We start from the raw sequence: 24,220 nt of genomic DNA on the forward strand, positions 1-24,220 counted from the left end.
CCATGCAATACACCGTAGCAGCTCATGCGGGCGGGTTTGTGGTCGCCCGAAGCCGTGGTAACGGCGAATGGATAGCAGTCATGGAGCATGCCTCTTATGAGGTCTGCAGGCGCGAAGCTATCCGCCTGAATGCTGAGCAGCAGGCCTGCCAGCGTTTGGAGCAGGCGCGGCTTTTAAGCGCTTCGCTGCAGCCGCGTCGTTCGATTCGGTACTTTGAGCCGGATGCCTTCGCATGAGAGTTCAGCACTCCGACGAAAAGCCCGTCACCTATGAGCAGTGGGCCGGTGGCCGCGCTGCTGATCGCCTTGATAGGCTGGGCTTGCCTAAGCGTTGGCAGGCCCGCCTGATGCGAAATTGGGCGCGCATACATCGTACTGATCGCCCTGAGAGTGAGCAGTTTTTGCGTAAGTACGTGGCAGATCTTGGCAAGACGCGCATAAGCCTTGATGCATCGGATTGGGAAATAACTGATAAGGCAATGGGCCTTGCGCTGCGCTGTGCCGAGCGTGCGACGTTGGTGCATGAAGAGAATGCGCTTTTGGCGTCAATGAAGCGTGTCTGTGAGGGGCAGGGGATTCAAGCGCCAAGGGTTAAGCGTTGCTCCGATATTCCGGGAGCGCTTGCCCGTATGTGCTGCCCGATTTGGTGGCGGCGCAAGCTGCGCTCACATCATGGCCGCTGCATTGAGTCAACGGCTATCAGCCTCGGTTATGTGAACCGTAGCGAAGAGATTTATTGCAGCAATGAAACTGTGTACCGGATACGGCAGCGGGATAAAGCCGCGGCTGAAATGCTGGCAACCACGTTTGCGCGCAATGAGCATGGTCAAGAGCTGAGCCTTGAAGAGTTGCGCAAGGTTAGCGTGGCCGAGCGCAGCATTAAGCGGGCCGAGTTGATGACGCGAATCAGCGGTTTTGAGCGCGTGGCCGTGGCTGCTGGGCATGGTGGTTTGTTCATGACGACTACATGCCCGAGCCGCATGCACAAATGGCGCACGGTGGGGCCAAAGCATTCGAAAAAGGTCGTAGAAAATTCGCGTTATGACGGCACCGAGCCGAGACAGGCTCAAGAGCATTTGGCTGATGTGTGGGCGCGCACTAGGTCTGCGCTGTTGCGGTATGGCGTGGCGCTTTACGGCTTTCGCATTGCTGAACCGAATCATGACGGCACGCCGCATTGGCATTTTTTGGTTTTCTTTGACCTGAAATGGCCGGGCGAAGCTAAGCGGGCGGCATTGCCGCGCATTAAGGCTATCTGCAGGCGTTATGCGCTGGGTCGGGGTGAGGCAAGGATGCCAGCGTTTAAAAAAATGTTCACTGAGCGCATGGTGCCGTACCGCACCAAAAAAGCCGCAAAGGCTGCTGCTGCGATGGCTGAAACGGCGTGGCGCATTGCTGATCGCCGCAACCAGAATTCAGAGCCGGGTGCCAAAGTGCACCGCGTTGACTTTGAAGAAATGGATTCGGCAAAGGGTTCTGCAGCGGGCTACATCGCTAAGTACGTTGCCAAGAATATTGACGGCTACAACGTGGGCGAGGACTTGTTCGGCAACCCTGCAATGGAAACCTCAGGCCGCGTCGAATCATGGGCGCGCACTTGGGGGATTCGTCAGTTTCAGCAGGTCGGCGGGCCTCCTGTAACGGTATGGCGGGAGCTGCGCCGTATTGAGGAGCTGCCAAAGGGTGCCCCTGCGCATCTGGTCATGGCATTCAACGCTGTCAACAAGGTGGAGTTGATCGAGGGAAGAGAAAACGCGTCGGTGGCTTGGGACCGCTATTGCGAAGCGCAGGGCGGCGTTTTCTGTGGCCGTCTGTATTCCATTCGCCTAGACATGCAAGAGCAAGAGGGCTTGAACCGCTACGGCGAAGAAAAGGGTAAGCGTCCGGTGGGCGTCTACACCAGCGGCATTGAGGAGTGGACTCCTCCGTGGATGGCCCACATGAGCCCGCCTGCGCTGATTCCACGCCGGGTGGAATGGTTTGTCGAATCGTCCCGCCATGTGTGGGAGATCGTCGGGCGCCCGCGTCCGGCTGTTTTGAGCGCGCCTTGCGCGCCTTGGACTTGTGTCAATAACTGTACGGGGGAGATAGAAGATGGAGTTGCAAGAGCAAATGAAGGAGGCGAGGGCGGCATGGGAGAAGGCTCCGGCGCATGTCAAATTGATGGCTGGGAAGTACATGGAGCCAGTCTTGACCGTGATCGAGTCGCTATGCCAGCTCTCCCACTGTGGGGATGGAAAAAAAACCATCCCGATTACCTGCAAGGGCATGAATTGCAGCAGTGGTGGGAGCAGTGGAAGTGGCGAAACATGTACGGGCCTTGGCAGCCCGCAAGCAAAGTGGCCGTTTCCGGGGGAAAGCCATGAATGACGTCTTCAAAGTGCATGAGTCCGCCCGTATCCGTACCGGCAAATATGCGGGCCTTGTCGGTACGGTAACGGAAACCGTAGAGGAAGAAGGCCAGCAAACCGGCGTAGAGGTCTGCATTCAGGGAGTGCGCGAAGGCGTAACCGTGGATAAGAAGCTGTGGTTCAAACGTTCGCAAGTGGAGAGGAATGCTCATGGCTAAAAAAATCATCGGTACATGCCCATGCCCTGAGTGCGGCATGGGTGGCGCAGAGGTGAAAGAGACCAAAGCGGGGCTGGCCTATCGCTGGTGCCCTGAGTGCAACGCGCAGTACTTCCCACGCTGTGAGGCCACATCGGCGCGGCTGCTGGAGAAATGCGGCATCAAGCCTGAGCCGGTACGGGAACGGGAACCAGAACCCGAGTTGGTGAATCCGGTCATGGCTCCGGTACAGGTAGCGAAGCCGCAACGCAAACCGGTAGCCAATCCCTTTGATATGTTTTTGAAGAAGGCAACAGCATGAGAGACGAAACACAAGAAGCGGCAGAACAAAGCAGCGAACAGGCGGCAGACTTTGCCGCCCTGCAGGCGGCGGCTGGGCCGGGGCCGGATGAAGTGGCAGCAGAGGAGCAGCAGGAGCAGGGCAGGCATGATCTTGGGGCAGAGATTGAGGGGCTGCTGCAGATGGCGGTGGGCATGCTGGCCCCCATGTTTCCCAGCCTGCCAGGTATCTACACGCCGGAGGCCACGCAAGCCGCATCGGCAGCGGTGGCCGGGGTCTGCAACAAGCATGGCTGGATGCAAGGCGGGATGATGGGCCGCTATGGCGAAGAAATCGCCTGCGCGCTGATCGTGGGGCCGATGGCCTTTGCCACGTACAAGGGGGTCAAGGGTGATATCGCGGCGCGTCAGCCGGTTGAGCGTATCGGCGGGCCTGATCTGTCGGCGCCGGTTCCCGTATCGGGGCCAGCACCATCCAAGGTGGTGACGTTCGGCGCTCCGGTACCGGCACCAGCATCGGGGGCTGTAGCCGCATGAAGACTAATGACGGCCAGCTCTACGTTATCGCCGGGGCTTCGCGCTCTGGCAAAACTGCTTGGACACGCAAGCGCATTGCCAAGGTGCGCCGAATATGGGCTTGGGACCCTGAGGCGCAGTGGTGCGAGCTGCCCGGCTGGCGCAAAGTCAGCACGCGGGCCGAGCTACTGGCCTGCATGCAGAAGAAGGGGCCGCAAAAGGTGGCATTTGTGGCGGGGGGGCAGCTCAAAGAAGACTTCGATTTTTGGGCCGGGGCCGTGATGTATGCGGGCCGCTATGTGGAGCCGCTGGATGCGGTGGCAGAGGAGCTGGCAGACGTCACCACGCCAAGCAAAGCGCCGGGAAACTGGGGCATTCTGGTGCGCCGTGGTTTGAAAAGAGGGATTTCCCTGTACTGCATTAGCCAGCGTTGGTCTGAGGCCGATAAAACGGCGTTCGGTAACGCTTCGGATTTTGTGATTTTCCGGCAATCCTCGGGGGATGACGTCACATATCTGGCGCGTAAAACGCGGGTAGAGCAGGGCGAAATCAATGGCCTAGTGCCGTTGCAGTTCGTTCACATGAATGCTTTGAACGGAGAAATTCAGCGCGGAAAACTGCGGTTTTGAGTACGGGAACGGGAACAGATACAGCGCCTTTCGGGGCGCTGTTCTTTTTTGTGCAATAGGGCCATGCCTGCACGGGGCAAAGCCGTTGCGGCTTACCTATGTGCAACTGTTCAAATCAAGGAAACAGAATGACTTCTGCGGATATGACCAAGCTCGCCATTGCTGGCGGCATTCTTTTTGCGGCCTACAAGTGGGGCAATGGTCTGATGAAGGCCGGTGCCGTCGCTGTGGCCGCTGGCGTTGTCGCCAAGCGCGTTCCCTACGTCAAAGATGTGATGTAAGGGGAAAGACATGAGCGTCGGAAAACTTAACCGCTACGGCCTGCCTTTCTCCAACGTGGTGCCCACTGGCACCGCAACCAACCAAGTTACGCCGGGCCGTACCTTGGAAACCCTGCGTTTGCGCTTGGGCGGCACCACCTTCACAAAGGCCATGCTGTCGCTGATCAAGATCAAGGCGAATGGCAAGGTCATCATTGAAGCGTCGGGCGCAGAGCTGGACAAAATCAATGCCTACCGTGGCACTCCGCTGGATGCCGGTTTTCTGGATATTGCATTCGCGGATTACCAGCTCAATAACGAGTTCGACCGAATGGTGGGTGCGTTCGATACCTCTCGGGGTATCAGCAATATCACCACTGAGGTGCAGATTGCCGGTGCCACGGCTCCAACGCTGCAGCCCATCCTGGTCGAATCGGCGCAGCAAAAGTTGAGCTCTGGCGAATATGCGCCTTATGCCCCGCTGATGTGCAAGCTGCTGCGCTATCCGTACAGCCAAGCCACGGGCGGTCGCTTGCCTGTGAACGTGCCTTTTGGCCCCGGCTCGGGTTCGATCATCAAGCGCCTGCACGTTTTCCACACTGGCAACCTGACTGGCGCAACCGTCAAAGAAGACGGCCTCGTCATTCATGAGTCAGTGAAGGCTGAAAACGAGTACGAGCAAAAGAGCCAAGGCCGCGTGCCTCAAGCAAACGTCTACACGCTGGATTTCTGCGTGGACGGTGCTGTGGTCAAGGCGCTGGACACACGCCAAGCGCGTTCGCTGGAATGGCTGTTCGATTTCTCGGCGGCTGATAGCGGTGTGGTGCTGGTCGAATATCTCGATCCGCTGGGCAACCTGTAAGGGGGCGCTATGGATTGGGGTACTTGGGCTCAACAGGTTTCAGGCAGCCTGATCAATAAATACGCCGATAACAAGCTGGTGCAGCCTTTCGAAATCCAGAAGATGCAATTGCAGGCGCTGGGCCAGTTGGGCATGTACCAAGAGGGCCAAGCGTCTATCAATGCAGGCCGTCAAGGCCTGACGATCTCGCCAACACTGCTGCTAATCGGCGCAGTTGCTGTGATCGTCATCATGACCAAGGACTAAAAATGGCGGGCGAAGCTGTAGCAGCGGGCGCATCGGCCATGAATCCTTGGGCCAACGTTGCGGGCATGTTTGCGATGGGGCTGGGTGGTGCTGTCAACGGCACCCCCGGTATGGCCTCGGGTACTCAGGCCAACAAATACGACAACTCCGGCTGGAATGTGAATTTTGGGCCGGGGAATATCGACAGCGCTCGCGCTGAGTCGCAATCAAGCGCCTTTGATGCATACCTGCCTTATGCGGTGCTGTTTGTGGGGGCGATGGTCGTATGGCGCATGACCCGCAAAAAATGAGTTTAGTGCCGGGGGAGTGGGGGGACGATGCCGCGCATTGGCTGGGGCGTGCGCTGGCATCGGCAACCCTGCAAGACCTGCACCGGCAGTGGCTGCACGGCGCAAAGCTGTACCGAATCATGCATGAGGGTGCTTGCGTCGGTGCATTCTTGCTGCGCGTTGACAGCACAGCCAAGGGACGGCAGGGCGTGATTGTGGCGGCGGCTGCAGAGCTGCAGGGCGTGGACATGATTCAAACCTGCATGCCTGCGATTGAAGCCCGTTTTTGCGGCGTTCGTTCGATTCGGTTTCATACCGCTAAACCGGCAGTTGCCCGAAAAATGGCCCGCATGGGCTACGGGCCACAAGAGCTGATCTGTGTGAAGGAACTCGCGGCATGACTTCGCGGCAAAAACTCTATGAATTCGGTCTGCCTTTGGGCGATGGCGTGACACGCGCCAAGCTGGGCGGCGGCGTTGTTTGCGGCGGCGGTGGTGACTCTGAAAGCAGCCAGCAATCAAACACCTACGACAACCGCACCGCAGTGCAAGACGGCGTGGGCCTGTCTTCTTCAAGTGGCAATTGGATTGATGCCAGCAGCACCAGTAAATACGAAGCAACCACCAACTACAGCAGCAACACATCAACAGATATTTCTGTGATGGATGGCGGGCTGATTGGTCGCGGGCTGGATACGGTGGACGCTGCCTTCAAGGGAATGCTGAGCAACAACAGCAACACCATTGATGGTGCGCTGAATTCCATCAACATCAATAACGCCACCAATTCCGACAACTTCACCAAGTTGCTGGACACGGCGGGCGACTGGTTTAGCCAAGGTCAAGGCCTGATCGGCCAGACGCAAAAAAGCGTGGCTGATGCCTACGCACAAGCGCAGACAGAGGCAAAGGGGACCATTGATAACAAAACCATCATGGTGATTGCCGTGGCGGCAGTCGCTGGGCTGGCGTTCGTGAATAAGGCCAAGTAATGCGCACGCTATCTCAAATCGTTTACCCGGAACAAAGCTTTTGGCTCAATGGCACCGGCCGCTATATCCGCCTGATGGAATGCGTGTCGCCTGTCAATCTGAGCGTGATTCGACAAGGCCGCGTGGTCTATGACGCACAAGCCGTGGAGGCGGGTTTTTACACCACGCCGGACGGCGGTTTTGATGCCGTTCAAATCATAACGCTGGGCGGGCCGCAACTGGTCAAAGTCGCAATTTCTGACGGCGACGGCGGCTATGACCGCTATACCGGCACTGTGAATCTGGCTACGGCCACGGCCATTGCAAATACCGGGCCTGTGCCAATTGGCGTTGATGCCACGCTGCTGGTGCCAGCCAACGCCAAGCGTCGGGGCATTCGTTTTTTGAACAGTGGCACAACCATCGTTTATTTGGGCGGCGTCGGCGTTGATCTGGTCAACGGCTGCTTAAAGATCAAGCCAGGCGAAATGCTGCTGGAAAGCGAAGCGCCAAGCGCCGCATGGTACGGCGTGAGCGAGGGCGGGGCGGGCATCGTCAAGGTGCAGGAGCTAATGGGATGAGCTTCATCTACAACGCCGGTACAGACGGCATCTACAACGAAGGCGACGAATTTATGGCGGGTCAAATCGCATATTGCGCGGCGGGTGTGATTCCGTCAGGCTGGCTGGAGTGCAACGGCGCAGCCATCAGCCGTGCAACTTACGGCACATTGTTTGCATCTATCGGCACCAACTACGGTGCAGGCGATGGCGCAACCACGTTCAATCTGCCGGACCTGCGAGGCGAGTTCCTGCGCGGCGCTGATCGCGGGCGCGGTGTGGATGCGGGGCGGGCCATTGGCAGTGCGCAGGGTGATGCAATCCGAAATATATCGGGAGCGCTGGCGGGTGAGTACGCCGCAACATTTGCGGCGGGGGGGAGTGGGGCACTTGCTCCTGCTGGTAGTTATGGATACACGGTAGCAGGCCCGACAAGCGCACAGGCGAGGGGGTTTGGCGTTTCACTTGATGCATCCCGCCAAGTTCCAACAGCAGCAGAAAACCGCCCACGCAACGTGGCCGTCCTGACCATCATCAAGTACAGCTAAGCCGGGGCACGCATGAAGCAAATCCACCATTACGACGAGAGCACCGGTCAGTACTTGGGCACTAGCGACGGCTTTGAAAGCCCGTTGGAGCCCGGCGTTTACCTGATTCCGGCCTATGCCACTGATCTTGAGTTGCCCAAGCTCAATAACGAGTTTGAACGAATGTTCGTAGAGGGCAAGGTGCTTGTATTCGCAGACGGCGCATGGACCTTGGTTGATGCGTAGCGCCTACCTGATCGCAGCCGCTGGCTTGTTGGCCGTTGGTGCTTGGGTCATGTACCGCAAGCAGCAAGAAACCGTTGATCTGGACGAAGGCGGCAGCGATTGGGAAAGCGACACATGGACGGACGTGGAAAGCGCGTCCAACACCGTCACGCAAGGCGCGGCGGAAGTCATTGATAGCCTGACGGGGGGCAGCTTGAAACTATCCAACATGAGCCGCGTCACAGCGGCAGACGTAGCGCACCCCAACGTGCGCGCCTTGCTTCGCGTTATTCGGCGCGGGGAGGGCACAGCGGACGAGGCGGGATATCGCCGGATTTTTGGCGGCCAGCTCTTTGAGGGCTTCGCTGATCATCCGCGCATCAAAGTCACCAAAGGCCGCTACACCAGCACGGCTGCAGGCGCTTATCAGTTCCTGAGCAGCACATGGGACGAAACAGCCCGAATCATGGGCCTGCGCGGCTTTTCGCCAGCGAATCAAGACTTAGGCGCAGTGGGCCGCATTGCAGCCCGAAACGCGCTTGAAGACATCAAGGCAGGCCGCTTTGAAGTGGCTGTTAAAAAAATCGCATGGGAATGGGCCAGCATGCCCGGCAGTCCCTACGGTCAACCCGTCATCAGCATGGACACGGCGCGGGCCGTCTACGTCGAAGCTGGCGGCAGCAGCTACTAAGGGGCAGGCATGGCAGTCAAAAAAGATGAATTGCTGGTGCTGGGCCTTGCAGGCGTGGCGGTTTACATGATCGTCAAAAGCCAAGGCATCAACATCGGCGGCGCGGTCAAAAAGGCCGTCAGCGCAGCGGGCACCGGCGCAGGTTTGACCGGCGTCGGCAAAACGCCTGCCACCAACTATTACTCGCCTTGGTTCAACTTCAATGGCGCAAGCATCGGCTATGGCCTGTTTGATGGCGCGTTGGATAGCTTGGGCTTCGGCGCCGATAACGTCACTGTGGGCGGCAGCAAGGGCACCGGCACCGGCTTGGGCCTGTCGCGGGATAACTCCGGCTTGGGCATGACTTACGGCGGCGTGGAAAGCAACGGCTACAGCCTGTGGGGCGGCGGCGCGTCGGGGAGCTGGTAAGCCATGAAAAGCCAGCACCTGTACCTCATTGCGGGCAGCGTCGTTGCGGCGGCGCTGGTATGGGCCGTAACGCGGGCCAGCAACACCAGTGCCAGCAACGCGGGCCAGTACATCGGCGGGGCCGTGGTGGACTTGGCAGACGGCGTGATTGGCGGGACTGTGGTGGGCGTGGGCGAGATTTTCGGCATCCCTGCCACCAACATGACCAAGTGTGAGAGAGCAAAAGCAGAGGGCCGGACTTGGGACGCGTCTTTCGACTGCCCGGCCGGGGATTTCATCAAATATCTGTGGGACTAAAGGGGGGAGCTATGGGCAAGATTTGGAATCGTTTACGTGAGCCGTCCACATGGGCGGGTTTGTCTGCGCTGGGCATCTTGTTCGGCGTGCCAGAAGCCGCAGTGGGTGCCGTGGGCCAGATCGTGGGCGGCGTGGCCGCTTTGGGTGCAATCGTGCTGGCCGAGCGCAAATGACGGGTGATGAGCTGCGCCCGCTGCTGGCAATTGTGGGGCCAGCCTTAGCCGTCTATGCAGGCATACGGGCTGATCTGGCCCGGCTGCATGCCAAGGTGGACAAGGCTCATAGCCGTATTGATGACTTAACCAAGGGGAAAAGCAATGGCAAAGAAACGCAGCACGCCCAAGCGTGACAGCAAGGGCCGCTTTAAGAAGCGCAAATGAAGGTGCCAGGATTCATACCGGGGCCAGTAGTGCTGGCCCGAGAGGCACTGATTGTGATGGGTGGGGCCATCATCGCTGCGGCAGTCATTGGGCAAGTGCCTGCGCTGCGCGACTGGATTAAGCGCCAGTGGGCCGGGGTTCCTAATCCACTGGGGCCGGGTTCATAAAAACGCTGATTTCAGCCAATTTGGAAGATGGGGCCGTTCGCGGCCCCATTTTTTTGCGCTGAAAGCTCTTGTTCTATTGTCAACATTTGCTTGACAAGTCGGGCGTTATCGCGCTTGGCCGCTTGCCAACATGCAAAGTATCTTGATGCCTGATTGGCGGCGGTGGTTTCAATGGTGCTGATGCCCCAAACGGACTCCCAAAACAAGGCCAGGTGGATAGGTCTGGGAGCCTGTCCTTGCTTTCGATATTTGCGCAGCGTTGCTGGTGCAATATTTAGCAGCCGAGCCTTTTGCTCGAAGGAGCCGGGCACGTTGTCCAGCACGTAGTTGAAATGTGGCAGATGGGCGGGGTATGGTGCTCTGAACATGTCTAAATATTAGCAATGCATCAAGCTGTAACATGCGTCCGGCAAGGGGATGCTGCTATCTTATTAGTAGTGTATGTGATTAAACATAATATACATCGTATCTAGTAGATATTCTGCGATCGCCGAACCACTAGGGCGAATTTTTGCTTTTGTATCGAGCAGCTTTTCCTAGATAGCTAACAGCCTCACGGAATTGCGTTTCTTGAACTCTATGGGAGACAGGCCATCCTCAAACGAATGCCTGAGGATGGGGTTGTAGAACATTTCGACGTAGTTGAAGAGATCGCTGTGCGCTTCTTGCTTCGTCGAAAAGATTTTTATTCGAATGCGCTCCCGTTTCAACAACTGGAAGAAGCTTTCGGCAACTGCATTGTCGTGACAGTTTCCGCGCCTGCTCATGCTGGGCTGCAAATTATGGTTGGCCAAGAACTTTTTCCATTCATGGCTTGTAAATGGGCAGCCTTAGTCGGAATGCACAGTCACGGTATTACGTGGTCTTCTGCACCAGAGCGCTATATTCAATACATCTAATGGCAACTGTGTATCGATGAGGCTACCCGTTGACTACCCCAGCAATTAGCACGAGAACAGGTCAATCACCGTCGCCAGATACAACCAACCCTCATCGGTTTGGATGTAGGTGGTGTAGATCAGCCACTCGGTGCCTGCTGCAGGTCTCGTCTCGCCCAAGTCACGCATGCCCAGCGTTAACTTGCGATAGCCATACACGCCACCGCTTTCTAGCCACGCTTGCTTGATTAAACCCAACAGACGCTGCTCATCGCGGCCCTGCCATCCACGCGTAGTAACCACTGGGTGCAATTGCAGCATACGGCACATGCGCACAACGCTGTAAATCACTTGGTGGTTGGCAATGAAGGCGTACTTCAGTAGCACTGGCGAGCGAAGTACGCCGCCGCTTTTTTAGGATGTCAGGCTGCTCAGCAACACGTTTCAGTTCTGCCTTGATGCGGCTTAACTCTTCGCTTTGACTCACTTGCTCTGAAGGCATTTGCTGGAGTCGAATCCATTTGTACAGACTATGCGTCTTGCTCCTAAACGGCGTGAGACGCCGGCTACGCTGTGGCCGTGTTCCAAGATTTGCTTGACCGCTTCAATCCTGAGTTCTTCTGGCTAGCGTTGTGCGTTCATATGGACCTCTATTTGAACGGAAATAGGAGGCTGCGAACTCTCTACAAAACTCTGGTCGATTAACAAAGAAAAACAGTGGGTCTATGTAAGGGTTACATCAAAAAATCACTGATTTCAGTGATAGACAGCTCAAGGGGTATTGAATAAAGTGGATACAAATATCAACAGATATTCACCATTCAGTCCTCAGGCCATACCGATGTGAGCGATCGCCATCGCGGTTGTATGCGCCCCTTCCCAGCACACCACCCAAAGAATTTATGTATTTTCGTTTAAGCCCTATTGCGGCAGCCGTTGCATCGGCATTTTTATTGTCAACCACCGCATGGGCCGCTGGCGGTGCTCCGGGCACATCGAGCTTTATTCATTCTGCGACAGATGCTGTGAACCAGGGAACGGAAGGCAATGACGGCCTCGATCCAGAAGGTGGCAAGGGTAAAGATATTGCCAACAAATTGTATCTAAACCCCATGGGGACCACCATTCTCACCGGGCCTGCTGGTGGGGGCGGTGGCGGCGGTGGCGGCGGTGGTGGTGGTGGTGGCCTTGGAGGCGGCGTTGCCTTCGGCGGTCTCAGCAGCGGCGGTGCCGGCGGATACTCCTCATCCTCCTCCACTGGCGACGCCACAGCCTCGGGTGGTGCGGGCGGTGCTGTCAGTGACAACTCCGTCACCCTCACCAATGTCACCCTGACCGGCGCTGTCGGTGGCGCGGGCGGGAGTCCTGCTTATGGTGGTGGTGGTGGTGGTGGCCTTGGAGGCGGCGTTGCCTTCGGCGGTCTCAGCACCGGCGGTGCCGGCGGAAACTCCTCATCCTCCTCCACTGGCGACGCCACAGCCTCGGGTGGTGCAGGCGGTGCTGTCAGTGACAACACCGTCACCCTCACCAACGTCACCCTGACCGGCGCTGTCGGTGGCGCGGGCGGGAGTCCTGCTTATGGTGGTGGTGGTGGTGGTGGCCTTGGCGGCGGCTCGGTCTTCGGCGGTCTCAGCAGCGGCGCTGCCGGCGGAGCTACCGACTCCTCCACTGGCGACACCACAGCCTCGGGTGGTGCGGGCGGTGCAGTCAGTGCCAACACCGTCACGCTCACCAACGTCACCCTGAGCGGTGCTGAAGGTGGCGCGGGCGGGAGTGCTACTTATGTTGGTGGTGGTGGTGGTGGTGGCCTTGGAGGCGGCTCGGTCTTCGGTGGCCTCAGCAGCGGCGCTACCGGCGGATTAGCCACCTCCACGGGCGACGCCACAGCCTCGGGTGGTGCAGGCGGTGCTGTCAGTGCCAACACCGTCACCCTCACCAACGTCACCCTGACCGGCGCTGCCGGTGGCGCGGGCGGGAGTGCTACTTTTGGTAGTGGTGGTGGTGGCCTTGGCGGCGGCTCGGTTTTCGGTGGCCTCAGCAGTGGCGCTGCCGGCAAATATGCCGGATCCACCACCGCCTCCTCCTCCACGGCCTCGGGTGGTGCGGGCGGTGCAGTCAGTACCAACACCGTCGCGCTCACCAACGTCACCCTGAGCGGTGCTGAAGGTGGCTCGGGCGGGCTTACTGTTCTTGGTGGTGGTGGTGGTGGTGGTGGCCTTGGAGGCGGCTCGGTCTTCGGCGGTCTCAGCAGCGGCGCTGCCGGCGGATACGCCTCCTCCACCGGCGACGCCACAGCCTCGGGTGGTGCGGGCGGTGCTGTCAGTGCCAACACCGTCAACCTCACCAACGTCACCCTGACCGGCGCTGCCGGTGGCGCGGGCGGGAGTGCTTCTTTTGGTAGTGGTGGTGGTGGCCTTGGCGGCGGCTCGGTCTTCGGTGGCCTCAGCAGCGGCGCTGCCGGCGGAGTAGCCTCCTCCCTCTCCACTGGCGACGCCACAGCCTCGGGTGGTGCAGGTGGTGCTGTCAGTGCCAACACCGTCAACCTCACCAACGTCACCCTGACCGGCGCTGCCGGTGGCGCGGGCGGGAGTGCTTCTGGTGGTGGTGGTGGTGGCCTTGGCGGCGGCTCGGTCTTCGGCGGCCTCAGCAGTGGCGGTGCCGGAGGAGGAGCCACCTCCTTCTCCGGCACCGCCACGGCCCCTGGTGGCGCAGGTGGCGATGTCAGTGCCAACACGGTCCGTATTGCGGGGACATCGTTGATTCCGGGCAATGTCTATGGGGGCTACAGCCAGGGTGGTCAAAAAGGCAATGCAGGTACTGACGGCTTGGGCAGCTTGGTGCAAAACAACACTGTCACGCTGGTGGGCACGCATATCACCATTGGCGGTTCGGTCTACGGCGGCTATAGCGTGGATGGTGCGGGCCTGGTGAACCACAGCCGCGCCTTCCGCGGCAACACCTTGAACCTTCTTGGCTACCGGGGCGCTGTGACCGGCATCTACAACTTCGAGAACTACCACTGGCTGCTGCCCAAGGATGTGGTCAACCGCGATACGCTGGTCACCATCACGGGCAGCGACAAAGTCAACCTCACGGCCACCCAGCACAGCGTTGCCATGGAGAACGATGGCAACCGCCTTAACGTGGGCGATACGGTGACGCTGATCAACAAAGCCACAGGCACACCCACGCTGAACACCGCCAAGGTCAATCAAGGCCATTTCATCACCTATGACGCCAGCTTGGCGGTGACGGGCGATGCCTTGGTCCTCACGATGGATGGCAAGACCGATACCACTCCCACTCCCACTCCCACTCCCACTCCCACTCCAGCGGGTCGCCTCAACCCGACCTCCAAGGCATTTTTGGAAGGTCGTGCCGCCGGTGCGGCAGCGGTCAACCAGGGCGCAGACATGGTCAGCGACCAGGCCATCAACGCCGCACGCCTGAGTCTGGGCGCCGGAGGAGCGGGCGCATTCTTGGCTAGCGATGCCGGCTCCAGCCGCTACCACTCCGGCTCACATGTGGATGTGCGTGGCGTCAGCCTGGCCTGGGGCCTGGCCAAGGGCTTGACCCTGGCCGACCGCAGTGCGTTGATGCTGGGCGCTTTTGTGGAGCATGGCCAGGGCAAGTTCGACAGCTACAACCACTTTGCCAGCGCAGGCGTGGTGCGTGGCCATGGCGACTCCAGCTACACCGGCCTGGGCCTGATGGCCCATGTGGCGGTGGCCGGCACGGGGGCTGATACGGATGCCGGGGGGCACGCCATTGCCACCCCGGAGCTCAGCGCCCCCAGTGGCCTGTACCTGAATGCCGCATTGCGCGGCGGCCGTGCCAAGACCAGTTTTGACAGCAACGACCTGACCGATGCCGAGGGCGTGCGCGGCGCCTACTCCAGTCGCTCGACCTATTACGGCGCCATGGCCGGGGCGGGCTATGTCTGGCGCTTGGGCGTCCAGCAGTCGCTGGATGTCTATGGCCGCTACAGCTGGGGCAAGACGGGCGCGGACAAAGTGGCCATTGGCAACGATGTGCTGGAGCTGGGGGCATCGCTGAGTTCGCGCATGCGCCTGGGCGCACGCTGGCACTACGCCTACACCCCCCGCATCACCCCCTATGTTGGTCTGGCCTGGGAGCGAGAGTTCCAAGGCGGTGCCCCGGGCAGCGCCTATGACATGGCGATCGAGCAGCCCTCGCTGCGCGGCAACACCGGTGTGTTGGAGCTGGGTGTGGCCATGCACCCACTGTCTACCAGCCAGGCCCTGACCCTGGCCGTGGGACTGCAAGGCTATATGGGCAAGCGCGAAGGCGTCGCCGGCTCGCTCAAGCTGCGTTATGTGTTCTAAAGACACTGCCCACCTGCCTTCGGCCTGTACCTAGGGTCGAGCGCAGCGGCTAACTGCCGCAACGCCCACAGCGGCCCCCGGTGCGGGATGCATCTGGGGCTTTTTTCATTGAAATTACGCCCCAAACCGTACCACGCCCGCACATTGGCCAACTGATTGACCACAGCACGCAGTGACCGCGTACAGTTATTTAAGGAGCGACGCCTGACCTCCCCGCCCCACGCACGGCACCTGCCCCTTGGTGACGCCGATCTGATACCCCACAAGGCACCTTGCGGTCAGCTTTGTCATAGCGGCCTTGACATTCCCTCTCTATATAGAACATGCCCAGGCGGTAACCGTCTCGGCCCTGCAATGGCCCGCCCTGAGTTTTCATGTACTTGCGCCAAGCATGCCACTGATCGCCGCATCGCTGCGCCGCCAGCAATATGTGAATGACGGTATCTGACCCAGCCCGGACATGCCCACAACTCGCGCCACACCGTGACGCTGAGCTGTCCTATGGGTTGGAATTGCCAAATGCACTAGGCAGTGTCCCAAGCTTAGACGCGCGGGCTCGGCTTGAATTCCACGTCACGCAGCAAGTTCGCTACCAATTTCTGCTGCGGTGTCTCATAGTCCAAATGCCCATCCGGCACATGCACATCGTCAATGTTTTTTGCTATTTAGCCCGTGGCCCCGCCTGCTTCCATCAATATGGTTTTGCTGCGGTGTTTGTCGGCGCCGGGGTCGTCCCCGCAGTCTTTGAGCCACCGTTTGCGCATGGATTCGACGTGCTGCGGATCGCACCACAACAGCATGTGCCAATGCGGGCACCCATCATGGTTCGGCTCGGCCACGTGGAAGCCCATCACCTTGACCTTATCGCGGCTCCACTTGTTGCACAGCTTTTGCCAGGTCGCCAGCAACCAAGCTTGCCCAGTATCGGTCAGCGATCCATCGGGCCAAGCCACTAAATGCACTTTCCATCCTCTTTACCCCTCAACGCAAGGTACGTCGATTAATCGATCTACGTGTGGCAGCAAGGTTGCTTCGACGTGATGCAAGTTGTGTTGCAGCTGATTCTTGCGGTACAGCTGAGCTAGCCAGTCTTTGCTGAGCATCGAGCAAGCTTTTAAGGTCAGCTGCACGCTCTTGCGCCAGTGCAGCGCTGTTTTGGGTGCTTTGCAGCTGTGTGTGCAGGTTTAGGATTTCTTGCTCAGATTGTTCAAAGCGGTTTTGCAGCTCGATATATCTCGCCTCAGCCTTGCGTTCCTGTTCTTGCTGCATTTTGCGGGCTGCTGTCAGCTCCTGACGTGCGCGATCTACTTCGTTGAGCATGTGGCGTTCGTTACCTGCATATTGCTCAGCCATGCGTTGTCGCTCTGCAGCTGCGGATTGGATTTCTTCGCTGTGTTTTTGCTGCTGCAAATCACGTTGGCGCACAGCGCTGCTCAGCTCTTCACGAGACTCTTCTAAGCGTTGATCACGCTCTTGCAGTTGCTGCTGCATTTCATCCAATCGACGTGCCAAGTCTTGAGCGTGGTTTTGCGCTGCCTGCAAGGCTTGATTCATGGCCTCTTTTTGAGCCTGCATGGTGGCTTCACGCTGAACCAGTTGCTCTTGCTGCGCCACAAACTCTTGCTCTTGCGCTTTCAATGCATCTTCACGCTGGGCTAAAGCAACAGAGGCGGATTTTTTCGCCTCTTCCTGGGCGCTATCCCACAAATCCTGCGCAAGCCGTTGAACAGGGTCTGGCACGGACTTCAGCACTGATGGGTCTTGCTCACCTGCTACACCTAGCCTGTGCCCCAGCGTTGCAAACCACGTCTCCAGCATAGGACTCACGGTATTAGGAGAGCCGCGACCAATGTGCTGACGAACGCGCTCAATGGTTGGACGCAGGCCTTGGGCAATCAAAGCGTCAGCTGCAGCCCAAACATCGGACTCTTGCACACCGCGCGACGTAGTTTTAGTTGTATTCATATCAATAAGCAATTTAACTCACGATAAGTGATTGTTATCGTGATCTATTTATAATTTACGTAATACACAATACATGTCATGTATTAAATATTACGTATGAAATTTTCATACAGATGAAAACGTACATTACAGCTATTTAATGCCATCAATGCAGCATCAGTGGCTGTTTTAGTTTGTTCATGGGCAAATTTTTCCAAATCCCTCAGCATTTCAGTTTGACGAAGCATGTCCATCTCATGCATAAGCCAAAAACTGAAGATGCAACTATTTATGAGCAATGTGAGCCCGCAGCAGCGGCAAGCTCTCCTTGATAGAGGTTCTCGCGACGAAAATACCAATATGGACTCCAGCAAGCGCTCCCCTTTCTCTACCCCTGTGCCTTTTCACTCTGAAGGTCTGTCTACGCCTGGCGCACTGACATCACCGCTGACATCCAAGGCGCATCAAGCTATCAAAGAGTTGCTGCATGAAGGGGAATCGGCCAACACACGCAGCAGCTATCAAAGCGCTATGCGTTACTGGGCTGCTTGGTATCTGCTGCGTCTGGATCAACCCATGCAGTTGCCGCTGACAGTCGCCTGTGTGCTGCAGTTCATCATTGACCATGCTCAGCGACAGACCGGCGCGGGCCTTATCAGTGAGATGCCTGTCGAGATTGATGACGCGTTAGTCGCGGCAGGCTACAAGGCCAAAAAAGGACCACTTTCACACAACACCCTGGTGCATCGCATGGCAGTGATGTCTAAGGCGCACCAAGTTCATTCCATGCTCAACCCTTGTCAGGACGGTGCAGTCAAAGAATTGATGTCGCGCACGCGCAAGGCCTATGCGCGTCGCGGAGATTTGCCGCAAAAAAAAGAGGCGTTGACACGCAATCTGCTGGAAGAGTTACTGTCCACCTGCGATGAAAGCCTGCGCGGACAGCGTGACCGCGCCCTGCTCTTGTTCGCCTGGGCCAGCGGCGGGCGCCGCCGCTCTGAAGTGGCTGCCGCTGATATGCGTTATTTGCGGGCCATTGGGGAGCACGAGTTTATCTACACGCTAGCCCACAGCAAGACCAATCAAAGCGGCTCAGACGCACCTGAAAACCACAAGCCTGTGACGGGCCGCTCAGCCGCGGCATTGAAGGCATGGCTATATGCCGCGCAAATTGTGGAAGGACCGATTTTTCGCCGCATTCGAAAAGGCGGGCATGTGGCCGAGCCACTGACGCCCGCCGCGGTTCGCAATATCGTCAAGCAGCGCTGTGAGTTAGCAGGCGTAGAAGGCGATTTTTCGGCGCATTCATTGCGCTCTGGCTTTGTGACGGAAGCCGGAAGACGCAACCTTTCCTTGCCTGACACCATGGCCCTGACTGGCCATCACAGTGTTGCCACTGTGCTTGGTTACTTCCGTGCCGATACCGCTTTGAGCAATCCGGCAGCACGCATGATGGATGAGGATTGAGCGATACGCCCGTGCACCTGCCAGTGTGCAAATGAATGGCTTTACCAAAGCCATAAGCGACAAAATAGTCTGATTGATAAATCCTGAATATGCCCATTGAAGTGGCGGCTCAAGCGGGTTGATGGCCGCCGCAACCGCCAATTGCAGGGGAGGAATTTCTAGATTGCAGTCAGCGGGTTGGTACCGGCCCGCTGCCCACACAGGCATGTCCGCATCTGTGCAAGCAGCACTAAGAGCCGCTAAGTCAACCCAGCAAACTACAGGTTTGCTTTTGAGACGAGGCGCGAAGCCGCAGGCAGTACATTCCGTACGACAAGGCGAAGTAACGACGTATCAAGGGTGGTGTTAGCGGCTCTAAACCCTAGCTGGCATGCGCTGGCTGGGTCGCAGGCAATACAGCGGTTACCTTGATTTCAAACTGAAAACCATACAGCCAGGTGACTCCGACGCCAGTGAGCGCTGGGTATGGGGCTGGACCCCAGTAGTCAGGCAGCACTTTCCACAGCGTATCCAGGTGTTTTTCTGGGTCCACCAAGTACAGAGTCACATCGACCACATCGCTAAAGCTGCAGCCGCCTGCTGCCAACACTGCGTTCAGTTGCTCAAAGGCTAGGCGCATCTGTTGTTCAATATCTGGCTCCGGGCTGCCGTCTTCACGGCTGCCGACTTGCCCCGAGACAAAGAGCAAGCCATTGGCGCGTACGGCAGCCGAATAGCGGTTTTTTTCATACAAGGCCTGTCGGCCTGGGGGAAAGACAGCATCACGTACGGTCATGGTTCACACTTTCTGAAAGATTTGGGTGCATAAGCTCGCTGGGGGCCATTCGCAATGACATGTACGCTGGGGCACGGTGGCGCCTGCGGTTGAGGTTGCGGTGGCGGCGACTTCGATCTCGCGCAGCTTGCGTGCGCTGGCATGGAGGGCTTGTGCAATCATCATTTGGCTAAAAATTGGAATAGTTGAAGGATAAAACAGCTGAAATCTTCAAGCTAGACGGTAAATTGCCACAACATTTTCCCGAATACGGGACAATCTTTAGCATGCAAGCCGATTTAAACGACACCTTAATTTTTGCCCGCGTGGTGAAAGATGGCAGTTTTACGGCGGCCGGAAAATCGCTGCGGCTGCCCAAAACCACGGTCAGCCGCAAGGTGCAAGAGCTCGAAGAGCGGCTGGGCATCAAGCTACTGCACCGCACCACGCGCAAAAATACACTGACCGAAGCGGGAGCTGTTTTCTATGAGCACGCACAGCGAGTGGCGCAAGAACTCAAAGACGCGCATACCGCCGTGGCACAGTTCACAAGCGGGCCCAAAGGGCACTTGCGTGTCAGTGCCCCCCACTCTTTTGCGATTACGTGGATTACACCGCTGCTATCCGCCTTTTACGCACGCTACCCCGAAGTACGCATTGAGCTGCTCTTAGGCAATGAGCCATTGGATGTGCTGAGCAAGGAAATTGATGTGGCGCTGCGCCTTGGTAGCCTGCCCAACTCTGGCTTGGTGGCGCGCAGGCTAGCCACTTTTCGGATGCAGATTTATGGCAGTGTGGATTACCTCGCCCGCCATGGTGAGCCGCAGCACCCTGATGAGCTGGTGCATCACCGCGCCTTGGTATTGCCGCTGGCACGCACCGACAAACACTACGCCTGGCGGCTGCGCCGCAGCGAACAGGCGCTACAGCCCTACCCCGTTAGCCCAGTGCTGGAGGCCAGCGACCCCGAGGCCTTGTACGCGCCCTTGCTCGACGGGATGGGGCTGCTGCAAATCATGAGCATCAATATGGAGCGGCATGTGGCGACGGGTGCTGTACGCCCGGTGTTGACCAACTGGATCGGGCCGGAGGTAGAGTTCAACGCTGTGTTTCCCCGAGGCCATGGTCGCTCTCCCAAGGTGCGGGTGTTTCTCGACTTTCTGGTGGAGCGCCTGAATTTTGCCCACGCCGCAACGGGTCTGGCTGAGAGCAACGAGCGCGCCACCCGCCCACTTTAGGCAGATGCCGACTCTTGACTAGGCTAGGCTGCAATGGCTTGCACCGCCATACCGCTTATGGACGGCGCAAACAAAGGCAGCCTAGCGTGGTGCAATCAATCGTTTCCCGTTACAGGGCGCCGATAAGGTAGCTTCGAAATCTACGCTTTAACTTAACGCAGCAATCACATCTGCAGGAGCTTGCACCAACTCAATCAGCACGCCCTCGCCTGCAATGGGAAACTCGTCGTTGCTCTTGGGGTGCAAAAAGGTGATGTCGTAACCCGCCGCGCCTTTGCGAATGCCACCGGGGGCAAAGCGCACGCCGTTAGCGCTTAGCCATTCCACGGCCTTGGGCAGGTCGTCAATCCACAAGCCAATGTGGTTGAGCGGCGTGGCATGCACGGCCGGCTTTTTCTCGATGTCCATGGGCTGCATGATGTCCACTTCCACCTTAAATGCGCCTTTGCCCATGGCCAGAATATCTTCATCCACGTTCTCGCGCTCGCTTTGGAAGGTGCCGGTCTGCTCCAGCCCCAGCATGTCGACCCACAACTTTTTCATGCGGCCCTTGTCGGTGCCGCCGATGGCGACTTGTTGAATGCCCAGAACCTTGAAAGGACGATTGCTCATAGTTTGCTCCTAAATAAATAGCTATAAGTCCAATAAATGCTAGGACTACAGCCGGTTTTTATGAAATTTCAAAAATCAATTTCACATCTCGCCCAGTAGCCAACTGCTGCCCATGGCGAAATACTCGCGCAGCCACGCGTTAAAGCGCGTGGCTAAAGGCGTTGGGGCTGCGACGGGGTAGACCTGCAGCAAATCCTGCTGCGCCGCCACTCGCATGGAGCGCATTAAGTGAAAGTCGCTGCTGACCATGGCCATGGGCGCGTCAGCAGAAATTCCGCGCTCTGCCAGCATGGGCCGGCTGAGTTTGAGATTCAGCTCCGTGCTGGTGCTGAGTTTTTCCAGCACCAGTCGATCTGGCGCAATGCCGTGGCGCTGCTGCAGGTAGCGGGCCATGACTTCGGCTTCAGACTCGTCCTCGCCCCAGTCCACACCGCCGCACACGGCAATCAACGCTGAGGGTTGCAACTTTGCCAACTCAGCAGTCGTATCCAGGCGCGCCGCCAGTATGGGGCGGGGTTGTCCGTTTTGTGTGCCGCTGCCCAGCACCACAATCGATTGCACGGGCGGCACTTGCTTGGGCTCTAATCCCAGACTGAAAAGCTGGCTCCAAAACCAAAATAGGCTCAGCAGCCAAATGGCAAAAACTGACCAGCCCAGCGCCCACAGGCGCGCATGCATAGGTTTGGCTCCACGCCAGCCTTGCACGGCCTGCCATTTCCAGCAAAGCAGCCAAGCCGCCACGCCGATGGCGGCAGGCAGCACTACGCCGATATGATAGTGGCCCATGACCATCAACACGCCAGCATTGATCAGCAGCGAAGCTGCAGCCGCACCCAAGCAGACTCGGGTGAGTTTGCTTGCGGCAGAGGTTTTTGCTTCTGATTTCATAGCTGCATGTCTATTGAATACGTGAACTTGATGGCAATTTGACTTAAATTTCACATCAAACCTGTAGAAAAGCCCGCAGAGCTTGAGCCATGCGGGCTTTGTACTTCAGAGCCTAACTGCCTGCGCATTCAGCCATGTCAGCGCGGGCAGCAGGCTCTGAAAGCAAAGCATCATTCAAATTCCAGAATGATGTCGTCCACCGCAAGCGAGTCGCCCTTGGTGGCGCTGATCTTGCCAACCACGCCGTCTTGCGCCGCGAACAAAATGTTTTCCATCTTCATGGCTTCGATCACGGCCAGCTTTTCGCCGGCTTGCACCTTCTGGCCGGGCTGGACTGCCACGTCGACCAGCAAGCCGGGCATGGGTGAAAGCAGGAACTTGGACAGATCAGGCGGAGCCTTGTAAGGCATTAGCTTGTGCATCTGAGCACCCTTGGGCGAGAGCACCAGCACATCAACTTGTGTGCCGTCATGTACGACGCGCAGTGCCAGCGGGTTCTTGCCAGTGCCGCGCTCGATTTGGCAGGTGAAATCCTTGCCATTGCAAACGCCGCGCACGACCAAATCACGAATGTCTGCATTGCTGCGGAAGTCGTAAGTCTTGCCGTTGACGACGACCTTGCACACGCGCGCGTCTGCATCGAAGTCTGTGACCTCACCGTTCACATACTGGTTATTGCCTTCGGCTCCCAGCACGGCAGCGGTGTACTTCTCGCCCACTTGCAGCTGGTGGCCTTGCATTTGACCGGAGATGGTCGATGCACGGGCGCGGTAGCGGCGGTTGCGGAACAGGGCCAAAGCGACCAAGAAGTCTGGATCGGCGTGGGGCACGTCTTCGGCGTGGAAGCCGTTGGCGTAGTGCTGAGCGATGAAGCCAGTATTGAACTTGCCCGAGACAAAATCTGGGTGGGCCAGCAACGCTGCTTGGAATGGAATGTTGGAGCTGATGCCGCGAATCGCAAAGCCGTTTAGGGCTTCGCGCGCCTTGGCAATCGCGTCGTTGCGGTCCTTGCCGTGCACGATGAGCTTGGCGATCATCGAGTCGTAGTACATGGGGATCTCACCGCCGTCGTACACGCCGGTATCCACACGCACGCCGCCCAGGTGCTCGGTATCCGCTTGCCACATGGTTTGCTCTGGCGGCTGAAAGCGCACCAGACGACCTGTCGATGGCAAGAAGTTGCGGAACGGGTCTTCGGCGTTAATACGGCACTCAATGGCCCAGCCGTCGCGCTTCACATCGGCTTGTGTGAAAGCCAGCTTTTCGCCAGCAGCCACGCGAATCATCTGCTCGACCAAGTCAATGCCGGTGATGCACTCGGTCACAGGGTGCTCCACCTGCAAACGCGTGTTCATTTCCAAGAAGTAGAAATCTTGGTCTTTGCCAACTACGAATTCCACCGTGCCGGCAGATTGGTACTGCACGGCCTTGGCCAGTTGCACGGCCTGCTCGCCCATGGCTTTGCGGGTTGCATCGCTGATGAAGGGGCTTGGCGCCTCTTCAATCACCTTTTGGTGACGGCGCTGAATGGAGCATTCGCGCTCATTGAGATACAGCACGTTGCCGTGGCTGTCGCCCAGAATCTGGATTTCGATGTGGCGTGGTTGCTCGACAAACTTTTCAATAAAGATGCGGTCGTCGCCAAAGCTGTTGCGCGCTTCGTTTTGGCAAGATGCAAAACCTTCAAAGGCTTCCTTGTCGTTAAACGCCACGCGCAGGCCCTTGCCGCCACCGCCCGCTGATGCCTTGATCATCACAGGGTAGCCAATGCCCTTGGCGATTTCCACTGCTTGCTCGGGGCCAGCGATGGCATCGTTGTAGCCGGGGATGGTATTGACCTTGGCTTCATTAGCCAGCTTCTTAGAAGCGATCTTGTCGCCCATGGCCGCGATGGAGTGCGACTTGGGGCCGATAAAGGCAATGCCCTCTTCTTCGCAACGCTTGGCAAAGCCTTCGTTTTCGCTCAAGAAACCATAGCCGGGGTGCACAGCCTGTGCGCCGGTCGCCTTGCAGGCTTCAATGATCTTGTCACCGAGCAAATAAGACTCGCGGCTGGGCGCAGGGCCTAAGCGCACAGCCTCGTCGGCCAGCTTGACGTGACGGGCATCCTTGTCGGCGTCCGAGTAAACGGCCACGGTCTGGATGCCCATCTTGCGGGCGGTAGCAATCACGCGGCAAGCAATTTCACCGCGGTTAGCAATCAGGATCTTGGTAAACATGATGTGGTGATCTCCTGTTT

At 58.0% G+C, this 24,220-nt stretch carries 32 protein-coding genes and 1 pseudogene; 25 read left to right on the forward strand and 8 right to left on the reverse strand.

Going from position 1 to position 24,220, the window contains the following annotated elements; genetic code table 11:
- The first annotated feature begins 2 nt into the window (after window positions 1-2).
- From KUF54_RS07095 to KUF54_RS07195, 21 genes are all read left to right on the forward strand, one after another.
- Window positions 3-236, forward strand: coding sequence for a hypothetical protein (locus KUF54_RS07095; protein ID WP_219345937.1), 234 nt, complete (start codon window positions 3-5; stop codon window positions 234-236).
- The gene (locus tag KUF54_RS07100; protein ID WP_219345938.1) at window positions 233-2,365 is read left to right on the forward strand and encodes a replication endonuclease; all 2,133 of its coding nucleotides are present in this window, start codon (window positions 233-235) and stop codon (window positions 2,363-2,365) included. The genes KUF54_RS07095 and KUF54_RS07100 overlap by 4 nt, the downstream gene beginning before the upstream one ends.
- Window positions 2,362-2,568 (forward strand): hypothetical protein, encoded by a 207-nt coding sequence (locus KUF54_RS07105; RefSeq protein WP_219345939.1) that lies wholly within the window; start codon window positions 2,362-2,364, stop codon window positions 2,566-2,568. The genes KUF54_RS07100 and KUF54_RS07105 overlap by 4 nt, the downstream gene beginning before the upstream one ends.
- Window positions 2,561-2,869, forward strand: a complete 309-nt coding sequence (locus KUF54_RS07110; RefSeq protein WP_219345940.1) for a hypothetical protein — start codon at window positions 2,561-2,563, stop codon at window positions 2,867-2,869. The genes KUF54_RS07105 and KUF54_RS07110 overlap by 8 nt, the downstream gene beginning before the upstream one ends.
- Entirely contained in the window at window positions 2,866-3,384 is a 519-nt protein-coding gene (locus KUF54_RS07115; protein WP_219345941.1) for a hypothetical protein, read from the forward strand. The genes KUF54_RS07110 and KUF54_RS07115 overlap by 4 nt, the downstream gene beginning before the upstream one ends.
- Window positions 3,381-3,992: a hypothetical protein gene (locus KUF54_RS07120; protein WP_219345942.1), complete on the forward strand. Its 612-nt coding sequence runs from the start codon at window positions 3,381-3,383 to the stop codon at window positions 3,990-3,992. The genes KUF54_RS07115 and KUF54_RS07120 overlap by 4 nt, the downstream gene beginning before the upstream one ends.
- 128 nt (window positions 3,993-4,120) lie before the next feature.
- Window positions 4,121-4,273, forward strand: a complete 153-nt coding sequence (locus KUF54_RS07125) for a hypothetical protein (protein ID WP_219345943.1) — start codon at window positions 4,121-4,123, stop codon at window positions 4,271-4,273.
- A 10-nt stretch (window positions 4,274-4,283) separates the two neighbouring features.
- The gene (locus KUF54_RS07130; protein ID WP_219345944.1) at window positions 4,284-5,114 is read left to right on the forward strand and encodes a major capsid protein P2; all 831 of its coding nucleotides are present in this window, start codon (window positions 4,284-4,286) and stop codon (window positions 5,112-5,114) included.
- A 9-nt stretch (window positions 5,115-5,123) separates the two neighbouring features.
- Entirely contained in the window at window positions 5,124-5,360 is a 237-nt protein-coding gene (locus tag KUF54_RS07135; RefSeq protein ID WP_219345945.1) for a hypothetical protein, read from the forward strand.
- Between the two features lie 2 nt (window positions 5,361-5,362).
- On the forward strand, window positions 5,363-5,650 hold the full coding sequence (locus KUF54_RS07140) for a hypothetical protein (protein WP_219345946.1): 288 nt from the start codon (window positions 5,363-5,365) through the stop codon (window positions 5,648-5,650).
- The gene (locus KUF54_RS07145) at window positions 5,647-6,030 is read left to right on the forward strand and encodes a hypothetical protein (protein WP_219345947.1); all 384 of its coding nucleotides are present in this window, start codon (window positions 5,647-5,649) and stop codon (window positions 6,028-6,030) included. The genes KUF54_RS07140 and KUF54_RS07145 overlap by 4 nt, the downstream gene beginning before the upstream one ends.
- Window positions 6,027-6,620, forward strand: coding sequence for a hypothetical protein (locus tag KUF54_RS07150; protein ID WP_219345948.1), 594 nt, complete (start codon window positions 6,027-6,029; stop codon window positions 6,618-6,620). Before KUF54_RS07145 ends, KUF54_RS07150 begins: the two co-directional genes overlap by 4 nt.
- Entirely contained in the window at window positions 6,620-7,180 is a 561-nt protein-coding gene (locus tag KUF54_RS07155) for a hypothetical protein (protein WP_219345949.1), read from the forward strand. Before KUF54_RS07150 ends, KUF54_RS07155 begins: the two co-directional genes overlap by 1 nt.
- Entirely contained in the window at window positions 7,177-7,707 is a 531-nt protein-coding gene (locus KUF54_RS07160) for a phage tail protein (RefSeq protein WP_255576363.1), read from the forward strand. The genes KUF54_RS07155 and KUF54_RS07160 overlap by 4 nt, the downstream gene beginning before the upstream one ends.
- 12 nt (window positions 7,708-7,719) lie before the next feature.
- The gene (locus KUF54_RS07165) at window positions 7,720-7,932 is read left to right on the forward strand and encodes a hypothetical protein (protein ID WP_219345951.1); all 213 of its coding nucleotides are present in this window, start codon (window positions 7,720-7,722) and stop codon (window positions 7,930-7,932) included.
- Window positions 7,925-8,602: a glycoside hydrolase family 104 protein gene (locus KUF54_RS07170; RefSeq protein ID WP_255576365.1), complete on the forward strand. Its 678-nt coding sequence runs from the start codon at window positions 7,925-7,927 to the stop codon at window positions 8,600-8,602. Before KUF54_RS07165 ends, KUF54_RS07170 begins: the two co-directional genes overlap by 8 nt.
- Before the next feature lie 9 nt (window positions 8,603-8,611).
- A complete protein-coding gene (locus KUF54_RS07175) occupies window positions 8,612-9,010 on the forward strand; it encodes a hypothetical protein (RefSeq protein WP_219345952.1) in 399 nt (132 codons plus the stop codon).
- A gap of 3 nt (window positions 9,011-9,013) precedes the next feature.
- The gene (locus KUF54_RS07180) at window positions 9,014-9,307 is read left to right on the forward strand and encodes a hypothetical protein (RefSeq protein ID WP_219345953.1); all 294 of its coding nucleotides are present in this window, start codon (window positions 9,014-9,016) and stop codon (window positions 9,305-9,307) included.
- Between the two features lie 11 nt (window positions 9,308-9,318).
- The gene (locus tag KUF54_RS07185; RefSeq protein ID WP_169107246.1) at window positions 9,319-9,480 is read left to right on the forward strand and encodes a hypothetical protein; all 162 of its coding nucleotides are present in this window, start codon (window positions 9,319-9,321) and stop codon (window positions 9,478-9,480) included.
- Window positions 9,477-9,656: a hypothetical protein gene (locus tag KUF54_RS07190; protein WP_219345954.1), complete on the forward strand. Its 180-nt coding sequence runs from the start codon at window positions 9,477-9,479 to the stop codon at window positions 9,654-9,656. The genes KUF54_RS07185 and KUF54_RS07190 overlap by 4 nt, the downstream gene beginning before the upstream one ends.
- 27 nt (window positions 9,657-9,683) lie before the next feature.
- Window positions 9,684-9,854 carry a hypothetical protein gene (locus tag KUF54_RS07195; RefSeq protein ID WP_219346459.1) on the forward strand — a complete coding sequence of 57 codons (171 nt, stop codon included), beginning with the start codon at window positions 9,684-9,686 and terminating at the stop codon, window positions 9,852-9,854.
- Between the two features lie 11 nt (window positions 9,855-9,865).
- Here KUF54_RS07195 and KUF54_RS07200 read toward each other — a convergent pair whose 3' ends face one another.
- Window positions 9,866-10,222 (reverse strand): hypothetical protein, encoded by a 357-nt coding sequence (locus KUF54_RS07200; RefSeq protein ID WP_219345955.1) that lies wholly within the window; start codon window positions 10,220-10,222, stop codon window positions 9,866-9,868.
- 168 nt (window positions 10,223-10,390) lie between these two features.
- Window positions 10,391-11,341, reverse strand: a pseudogene (locus tag KUF54_RS07205) (IS3 family transposase).
- A 293-nt stretch (window positions 11,342-11,634) separates the two neighbouring features.
- Between KUF54_RS07205 and KUF54_RS17400 the strand changes: the two are divergent.
- Window positions 11,635-15,078, forward strand: a complete 3,444-nt coding sequence (locus tag KUF54_RS17400) for a hypothetical protein (RefSeq protein ID WP_255576367.1) — start codon at window positions 11,635-11,637, stop codon at window positions 15,076-15,078.
- A gap of 298 nt (window positions 15,079-15,376) precedes the next feature.
- Window positions 15,377-15,526, forward strand: coding sequence for a hypothetical protein (locus tag KUF54_RS07215; RefSeq protein ID WP_219345956.1), 150 nt, complete (start codon window positions 15,377-15,379; stop codon window positions 15,524-15,526).
- 217 nt (window positions 15,527-15,743) lie between these two features.
- Here KUF54_RS07215 and KUF54_RS07220 read toward each other — a convergent pair whose 3' ends face one another.
- Window positions 15,744-16,040: a replication endonuclease gene (locus tag KUF54_RS07220; RefSeq protein WP_219345957.1), complete on the reverse strand. Its 297-nt coding sequence runs from the start codon at window positions 16,038-16,040 to the stop codon at window positions 15,744-15,746.
- A gap of 19 nt (window positions 16,041-16,059) precedes the next feature.
- A complete protein-coding gene (locus KUF54_RS07225; RefSeq protein ID WP_219345958.1) occupies window positions 16,060-17,043 on the reverse strand; it encodes a DNA-binding protein in 984 nt (327 codons plus the stop codon).
- Window positions 17,044-17,382: 339 nt separating this feature from the next.
- Between KUF54_RS07225 and KUF54_RS07230 the strand changes: the two genes are divergently transcribed.
- Entirely contained in the window at window positions 17,383-18,489 is a 1,107-nt protein-coding gene (locus tag KUF54_RS07230) for a site-specific integrase (protein WP_219345959.1), read from the forward strand.
- Window positions 18,490-18,850: 361 nt separating this feature from the next.
- Here KUF54_RS07230 and KUF54_RS07235 read toward each other — a convergent pair whose 3' ends face one another.
- Entirely contained in the window at window positions 18,851-19,264 is a 414-nt protein-coding gene (locus KUF54_RS07235) for a RidA family protein (RefSeq protein ID WP_219345960.1), read from the reverse strand.
- Between the two features lie 266 nt (window positions 19,265-19,530).
- Here KUF54_RS07235 and KUF54_RS07240 point away from each other — a divergent pair, with 266 nt between their 5' ends.
- Window positions 19,531-20,481: a LysR family transcriptional regulator gene (locus KUF54_RS07240; RefSeq protein ID WP_219345961.1), complete on the forward strand. Its 951-nt coding sequence runs from the start codon at window positions 19,531-19,533 to the stop codon at window positions 20,479-20,481.
- A gap of 147 nt (window positions 20,482-20,628) precedes the next feature.
- Here KUF54_RS07240 and KUF54_RS07245 read toward each other — a convergent pair whose 3' ends face one another.
- From KUF54_RS07245 to KUF54_RS07255, 3 genes are all read right to left on the reverse strand, one after another.
- A complete protein-coding gene (locus KUF54_RS07245; protein WP_219345962.1) occupies window positions 20,629-21,093 on the reverse strand; it encodes a VOC family protein in 465 nt (154 codons plus the stop codon).
- Window positions 21,094-21,174: 81 nt separating this feature from the next.
- Window positions 21,175-21,981, reverse strand: a complete 807-nt coding sequence (locus KUF54_RS07250) for a YdcF family protein (RefSeq protein WP_219345963.1) — start codon at window positions 21,979-21,981, stop codon at window positions 21,175-21,177.
- Between the two features lie 170 nt (window positions 21,982-22,151).
- Complete coding sequence (locus KUF54_RS07255) at window positions 22,152-24,200, reverse strand: acetyl/propionyl/methylcrotonyl-CoA carboxylase subunit alpha (RefSeq protein ID WP_219345964.1); 2,049 nt, start codon at window positions 24,198-24,200, stop codon at window positions 22,152-22,154.
- Between the last annotated feature and the right edge of the window lie 20 nt (window positions 24,201-24,220).

This window comes from Comamonas sp. Y33R10-2 (genome assembly GCF_019355935.1).
GTDB lineage: Bacteria > Pseudomonadota > Gammaproteobacteria > Burkholderiales > Burkholderiaceae_C > Comamonas.

Coding starts and splice junctions, on each gene's coding strand:
- KUF54_RS07250 (WP_219345963.1), bottom strand. CDS start 21,981: ATGAAATCAGAAGCAAAAACCTCTGCCGCAAGCAAACTCACCCGAGTC.
- KUF54_RS07200 (WP_219345955.1), bottom strand. CDS start 10,222: ATGTTCAGAGCACCATACCCCGCCCATCTGCCACATTTCAACTACGTG.
- KUF54_RS07175 (WP_219345952.1), top strand. CDS start 8,612: ATGGCAGTCAAAAAAGATGAATTGCTGGTGCTGGGCCTTGCAGGCGTG.
- KUF54_RS07120 (WP_219345942.1), top strand. CDS start 3,381: ATGAAGACTAATGACGGCCAGCTCTACGTTATCGCCGGGGCTTCGCGC.
- KUF54_RS07130 (WP_219345944.1), top strand. CDS start 4,284: ATGAGCGTCGGAAAACTTAACCGCTACGGCCTGCCTTTCTCCAACGTG.
- KUF54_RS07190 (WP_219345954.1), top strand. CDS start 9,477: ATGACGGGTGATGAGCTGCGCCCGCTGCTGGCAATTGTGGGGCCAGCC.
- KUF54_RS07100 (WP_219345938.1), top strand. CDS start 233: ATGAGAGTTCAGCACTCCGACGAAAAGCCCGTCACCTATGAGCAGTGG.
- KUF54_RS07105 (WP_219345939.1), top strand. CDS start 2,362: ATGAATGACGTCTTCAAAGTGCATGAGTCCGCCCGTATCCGTACCGGC.
- KUF54_RS07245 (WP_219345962.1), bottom strand. CDS start 21,093: ATGAGCAATCGTCCTTTCAAGGTTCTGGGCATTCAACAAGTCGCCATC.
- KUF54_RS07180 (WP_219345953.1), top strand. CDS start 9,014: ATGAAAAGCCAGCACCTGTACCTCATTGCGGGCAGCGTCGTTGCGGCG.
- KUF54_RS17400 (WP_255576367.1), top strand. CDS start 11,635: ATGTATTTTCGTTTAAGCCCTATTGCGGCAGCCGTTGCATCGGCATTT.
- KUF54_RS07140 (WP_219345946.1), top strand. CDS start 5,363: ATGGCGGGCGAAGCTGTAGCAGCGGGCGCATCGGCCATGAATCCTTGG.
- KUF54_RS07135 (WP_219345945.1), top strand. CDS start 5,124: ATGGATTGGGGTACTTGGGCTCAACAGGTTTCAGGCAGCCTGATCAAT.
- KUF54_RS07185 (WP_169107246.1), top strand. CDS start 9,319: ATGGGCAAGATTTGGAATCGTTTACGTGAGCCGTCCACATGGGCGGGT.
- KUF54_RS07225 (WP_219345958.1), bottom strand. CDS start 17,043: ATGAATACAACTAAAACTACGTCGCGCGGTGTGCAAGAGTCCGATGTT.
- KUF54_RS07095 (WP_219345937.1), top strand. CDS start 3: ATGCAATACACCGTAGCAGCTCATGCGGGCGGGTTTGTGGTCGCCCGA.
- KUF54_RS07145 (WP_219345947.1), top strand. CDS start 5,647: ATGAGTTTAGTGCCGGGGGAGTGGGGGGACGATGCCGCGCATTGGCTG.
- KUF54_RS07150 (WP_219345948.1), top strand. CDS start 6,027: ATGACTTCGCGGCAAAAACTCTATGAATTCGGTCTGCCTTTGGGCGAT.
- KUF54_RS07230 (WP_219345959.1), top strand. CDS start 17,383: ATGGACTCCAGCAAGCGCTCCCCTTTCTCTACCCCTGTGCCTTTTCAC.
- KUF54_RS07255 (WP_219345964.1), bottom strand. CDS start 24,200: ATGTTTACCAAGATCCTGATTGCTAACCGCGGTGAAATTGCTTGCCGC.
- KUF54_RS07155 (WP_219345949.1), top strand. CDS start 6,620: ATGCGCACGCTATCTCAAATCGTTTACCCGGAACAAAGCTTTTGGCTC.
- KUF54_RS07195 (WP_219346459.1), top strand. CDS start 9,684: ATGAAGGTGCCAGGATTCATACCGGGGCCAGTAGTGCTGGCCCGAGAG.
- KUF54_RS07165 (WP_219345951.1), top strand. CDS start 7,720: ATGAAGCAAATCCACCATTACGACGAGAGCACCGGTCAGTACTTGGGC.
- KUF54_RS07240 (WP_219345961.1), top strand. CDS start 19,531: ATGCAAGCCGATTTAAACGACACCTTAATTTTTGCCCGCGTGGTGAAA.
- KUF54_RS07110 (WP_219345940.1), top strand. CDS start 2,561: ATGGCTAAAAAAATCATCGGTACATGCCCATGCCCTGAGTGCGGCATG.
- KUF54_RS07235 (WP_219345960.1), bottom strand. CDS start 19,264: ATGACCGTACGTGATGCTGTCTTTCCCCCAGGCCGACAGGCCTTGTAT.
- KUF54_RS07125 (WP_219345943.1), top strand. CDS start 4,121: ATGACTTCTGCGGATATGACCAAGCTCGCCATTGCTGGCGGCATTCTT.
- KUF54_RS07160 (WP_255576363.1), top strand. CDS start 7,177: ATGAGCTTCATCTACAACGCCGGTACAGACGGCATCTACAACGAAGGC.
- KUF54_RS07115 (WP_219345941.1), top strand. CDS start 2,866: ATGAGAGACGAAACACAAGAAGCGGCAGAACAAAGCAGCGAACAGGCG.
- KUF54_RS07170 (WP_255576365.1), top strand. CDS start 7,925: ATGCGTAGCGCCTACCTGATCGCAGCCGCTGGCTTGTTGGCCGTTGGT.